Genomic DNA, 2,968 nt, shown 5'->3' with positions numbered 1-2,968 from the left:
CGTTCTCTGTGGGAGCGGGCTTGGCCCGCGAAGCAGGCGACGCGGTGCCTGGCACCGGCTTTGCCGGTGTTCGCGGCACAAGCCCGCTCCCCCAATGATCGCGCAAGCTTCCAGCTATTGAGCAAGACAGTTGCTCCCACAACGCCCTTGATACCCGAATTCGATTCACAAGGAGGCTACATGACCCTCACAGGCAACCTGCTGATTGGCCAGACGCCGGTAACCGGCAGCCGCGAAGCCATCCACGCCATCGACCCGGCCACCGGCCAGGCGCTGGAACCCGCCTACCTCGGCGGCACTGGCGAACAGGTGGCGCAAGCCTGCGCCCTGGCCTGGGCGGCGTTCGATGCCTACCGCGAAACCACGCTCGAACAACGGGCCCAGTTCCTCGAAACCATCGCCACGCAGGTCGAAGCGCTGGGCGATACCCTGATCGACCGCGCCGTGGCCGAAAGCGGCCTGCCCAAGGCTCGCATTCAGGGTGAGCGTGGCCGCACCTGCACCCAGCTGCGTACCTTCGCCCGGGTAGTGCGGGCCGGTGAATGGCTGGATGTGCGGGTGGACAACGCCCAGCCAGACCGCCAGCCCTTGCCGCGCGCCGACCTGCGCCAGCGCCAGGTTGCCCTGGGGCCGGTAGCCGTATTCGGCGCCAGCAATTTCCCGCTGGCCTTCTCGGTGGCCGGTGGCGACACCGCGTCGGCATTGGCTGCTGGCTGCCCAGTGGTGGTCAAGGCCCACAGCGCCCACCCGGGCACCAGCGAACTGGTCGGCCAGGCGGTGGCGCAAGCGGTGAAGCTGTGCGGCTTGCCGGCCGGGGTATTCTCGCTGCTGTACGGCTCCGGCCGTGAAGTCGGCATTGCGCTGGTCAGCGACCCGCGCATCAAGGCCGTTGGTTTTACCGGCTCACGCAGCGGGGGTATCGCGCTGTGCCAGGCGGCCCAGGCACGCCCGGAACCGATCCCGGTGTACGCCGAAATGAGCTCGATCAACCCGGTGTTCCTGTTCGAGGCCGCACTGCAGGCCCGCGGTGATGCGCTGGCACAAGGCTTCGTCGCCTCGCTGACCCAAGGTGCCGGCCAGTTCTGCACCAACCCCGGCCTGGTGATCGCCCGCCAAGGCCCGGCGTTACAGCGGTTTATCGACGCCGCCTGCAAGCACGTTCGCCAGGCTGCCGCGCAGACCATGCTCACCCCTGGCATCTTCAGTGCTTACCAGGCCGGTGTCGGTGACCTGGCGGAAAACGCCAATGCCCGGGTGGCGGCCAGTGGCCAGGCCGGACAAGGCCCCAACCAATGCCAGGCGCAATTGTTCGTGACCGAGGCCGAAGCCTTCCTGGCCGACCCGACCTTGCAGGCCGAAGTGTTCGGCGCAGCGTCGCTGGTGGTGGCCTGCGCGAGCGATGAACAGGTACGCCGAGTGGCCGAGCATCTGGAGGGCCAGTTGACCGCGACCTTGCAACTGGACGATGCCGACATCGACAGCGCCCGCGCGCTGCTGCCAACCCTTGAACGCAAGGCCGGGCGCATTCTGGTCAACGGCTGGCCGACCGGTGTCGAGGTGTGCGATGCCATGGTCCACGGCGGGCCGTTCCCGGCCACCTCCGATGCCCGCACCACCTCGGTGGGCACGGCGGCGATCATGCGTTTCCTGCGCCCGGTGTGCTACCAGGACTTCCCCGATGCGCTGCTGCCGCAGGCGCTGAAGCACGGCAACCCGCTGCAGCTGCGGCGCCTGCTTGACGGCAAACGGGAAGGCTGAGCATGGTCCAAACCCCTGAAGCCGATATTGCCGTGGTTGGCGCCGGCATTGTCGGCGTCGCCTGTGCCCTGCAACTGGCCCGCCAGGGCCGCCGGGTACTGCTGGTAGACCGCCAGGCGCCCGGCCTGGGCGCGTCCTGGGGCAACGCCGGGCACCTGGCCACCGAGCAGGTGTTCCCGATTGCCGACCTGTCGATCCTCAAGCGCCTGCCACGCATGTTGCTAGACCCGATGGGCCCGCTGCGCCTGGACTGGAAGTACCTGCCCAAGGCCTTGCCCTGGTTCACCCGCCTGCTGCTCAACCTGCGCCCGGCGCCGTTCCAGCGCAGTGTGGCCGGCATACGCACGCTGAACGAAGGCAGCCTGGGTGCCTGGCAGCGGCTGCTGGGCTCGATCGGGCGCAGCGAACTGTTTCAAGAGGATGGCTCACTGCTGGTGTTCGAGAAGCCTGAGTCACGCCAGGCACTGGAGGCGTTGCGCACCCGCATGCAACAGCAGGCGGTTCCGGTGGACTTCTGGTCGGCTGAAACCGTGCGCGAAGCAGCGCCGCAACTGAGCCCGTCACTGCTGGGCGGGCTGTTCTTTCCGCGCACCGGGCACTTCATCGACCCTTACCGGGTAGTGTGCGAACTGTTCGAGGCGGCCAAGGCCAGCGGCGTGCGCTTTGTCCAGGCGCAGGTCGATGGCGGGCAGTTGCACAGTGCCGGCGTGAGCCTGGCCAGCGACCAGGGCACGCTCAATGCCCGCCAGGTGCTTGTCAGCTGTGGTGCCCATTCTGCGAAACTGACCGCTGCGCTGACAGGCAAGCGGGTGCCGCTGGACACAGAACGTGGCTACCACCTGATGTTGCCGGGTGAGCACCAGCGCCTGCCGTTTGCAGTCACCTCGCTGGAGCGCAAGTTCATCATGACGCCCATGGCCGAAGGCTTGCGCCTGGCTGGCACGGTGGAGTTTGCCGGGCTGGAAGCACCGCCGAGCATGCAGCGGGCGTGGCAGTTGCACCGGTTGAGCAAGGGGTTGTTCCGGCACGACTTGAGCATCGACGGGGCAACGCCGTGGATGGGTTTCAGGCCTTCGTTGCCGGACTCTTTGCCGGTGATCGACAGGGTGTGCGATGGGCGGGTGCTGTTGGCGTTTGGGCATCAGCACCTGGGGTTGACCCAGGCGGCGGTGACGGCGGAATGGGTGGGGCGGTTGGCTGAGCGGGCCGC

At 67.7% G+C, this 2,968-nt stretch carries 2 protein-coding genes; both read left to right on the top strand.

The window, feature by feature from the left end; translation table 11 throughout:
* Positions 1 to 180: 180 nt before the first annotated feature.
* Positions 181 to 1,758, top strand: coding sequence for an aldehyde dehydrogenase (NADP(+)) (locus tag ACK1VC_RS27810; protein WP_191086879.1), 1,578 nt, complete (start codon positions 181 to 183; stop codon positions 1,756 to 1,758).
* A 2-nt stretch (positions 1,759 to 1,760) separates the two neighbouring features.
* The coding region (locus ACK1VC_RS27805; RefSeq protein ID WP_449118167.1) for an NAD(P)/FAD-dependent oxidoreductase at positions 1,761 to 2,968 on the top strand (1,208 nt) is incomplete at its 3' end.

The organism is Pseudomonas sp. XP2, assembly GCF_053557975.1.
This window is presented reverse-complemented; position numbering and strand designations above follow the sequence as displayed.

What these genes read in the sequence shown, in the direction of transcription:
- ACK1VC_RS27810 (WP_191086879.1), top strand. Translation starts at nt 181, where the DNA reads ATGACCCTCACAGGCAACCTGCTGATTGGCCAGACGCCGGTAACCGGC.